At 75.0% G+C, this 1,983-nt stretch carries 2 protein-coding genes; both read left to right on the top strand.

Features of this window, described 5'->3' with window-relative positions; genetic code table 11:
• Positions 1-1,061, top strand: a 1,061-nt coding sequence (locus ACJA3G_RS35895) for an ABC transporter permease (RefSeq protein WP_406557218.1), incomplete at its 5' end; no start/stop codon positions are given.
• Positions 1,061-1,983, top strand: a 923-nt coding sequence (locus tag ACJA3G_RS35890) for an ABC transporter ATP-binding protein (protein WP_406557217.1), incomplete at its 3' end; no start/stop codon positions are given. The genes ACJA3G_RS35895 and ACJA3G_RS35890, both read left to right, overlap by 1 nt.

Genomic DNA, 1,983 nt, shown 5'->3' with positions numbered 1-1,983 from the left:
CCGCCGCCCTCATGGTCTTCCTCTTCACCTTCACCTCCTTCGGCGTCGTCCAGATCCTCGGCGGCCCCACCTTCTCCACCCTCGAAGTGGAGATCTACCGCCAGACCGCCGACCTCCTCGACCTGCCGACCGCCGCCGTCCTCACCCTCGTCCAGTTCGCCGCGGTCGGCGCGGTGCTCGCCGTGCACGCCTGGACCGTACGGCGGCGCGAGAGCGCCCTGAAGCTCGTCGACCCGGCGCACACCGCCCGCCGCCCGCGCGGCGCGGGACAGTGGACGCTGCTCGCGGCGGTGCTCGCCGTGGTGGCCCTGCTGATCCTGCTCCCGCTCGGCGTGCTCGTCGCCCGCTCCCTGGACACCCCCGACGGCTACGGCTTCGGCTACTTCCGCTCCCTGCAGTCGGTCGGGGACGGCGGAACGTTCCTGGTGCCGCCGCTGGAGGCGGTGGGGAACTCGGTGCAGTACGCACTGGCCGCGACCGGTATCGCCGTGGTGGTCGGAGGCCTCGCCGCCGCCGCCCTCACCCGGCGCGGCGGCCGTCTGGTCCGCGGCTTCGACGCGCTGCTGATGCTGCCGCTCGGCGTCTCCGCCGTCACCGTCGGCTTCGGCTTCCTGATCACCCTGGACCGGCCGCCGCTGGATCTGCGCACCTCCTGGATCCTGGTGCCGCTGGCCCAGGCACTGGTCGGCGTGCCGTTCGTCGTACGGACCATGCTTCCCGTACTGCGCGCGGTCGACGGACGGCTGCGCGAGGCGGCGGCCGTGCTCGGCGCGTCCCCGTGGCGGGTGTGGCGGGAGGTGGACCTGCCGCTGGTGCGGCGGGCGCTGCTGATCGCGGCCGGATTCGCCTTCGCGGTCTCCCTCGGCGAGTTCGGCGCGACCGTCTTCATCGCCCGCCCCGACCGCCCCACCCTCCCGGTCGCGGTGGCCCGGCTGCTGGGCCGGGCCGGGGACCTCAACTACGGCCAGGCGATGGCGCTCAGCACGATCCTGATGGTGGTGTGCGCGGTGTCCCTGCTGCTCCTCGAACGTGTCCGTACGGACCGGACCGGAGAATTCTGATGCTCAAGCTCGACGGGGTGACGGTCCGGTTCGGCGAGCGGGCCGCGCTCGACGCGGTCGACCTGGAGGTCGCCGACCACGAGACGGTGTGCGTGCTCGGGCCCAGCGGCAGCGGCAAGTCCACGCTGCTGCGGGTGGTGGCGGGCCTGCAGCCCGCCGACGCGGGGCGGGTACTGCTCGGCGGCGCGGACCAGGCCGGGGTGCCGGTGCACCGGCGGGGGCTGGGCCTGATGTTCCAGGACCACCAGCTGTTCCCGCAGCGGGACGTGGCGGGGAACGTGTCCTTCGGGCTGCGGATGCGCGGGGTGCCGCGCGGGCGGCGGGCCGAGCGGGTCGCGGAGCTGCTGGAGCTCGTGGGGCTGCCGGGCGCGGCGCGGCGGGCGGTCGGATCGCTCTCCGGCGGCGAGCAGCAGCGCGTCGCCCTCGCCCGGGCGCTGGCCCCCGAGCCCCGCCTGCTGATGCTCGACGAGCCGCTGGGCCAGCTCGACCGTACGCTGCGGGAACGGCTCGTCGTCGAACTGCGCTCGCTGTTCGGCCGGTTGGGGACGACCGTGCTGGCCGTCACGCACGACCAGGGCGAGGCGTTCGCCCTCGCGGACCGGGTGGTGGTGATGCGCGACGGGCGCATCGCGCAGAGCGGTACGCCGCTGGAGGTCTGGCAGCGGCCCGCCTCGGAGTTCGTGGCGCGCTTCCTCGGCTTCGAGAACGTGGTGGGGGCGACGGTGTCGGGCGAGGTGGCGTCCACGGAGTGGGGGGAGGTGCCGGTGCCGGCCGGGTCCGCGCAGGGGGCGGTACGGCTGCTGGTGCGGCCCGCGGGCGTCGTCCTGCTCCCGGCGGAGCGGGGGCTCAGCTGCGAGGTGGTGTCCCGTACGTTCCGGGGCGGCCATGTGGCGCTGCGACTGCGTCCCCGGTCCGCCGGGAG

It is taken from the genome of Streptomyces sp. YS-3 (assembly GCF_045257485.1).
Lineage (GTDB): Bacteria > Actinomycetota > Actinomycetes > Streptomycetales > Streptomycetaceae > Streptomyces.
The sequence above is the reverse complement of the archived record's forward strand: the minus strand, read 5'-3'. Positions and strand labels throughout refer to the sequence as shown.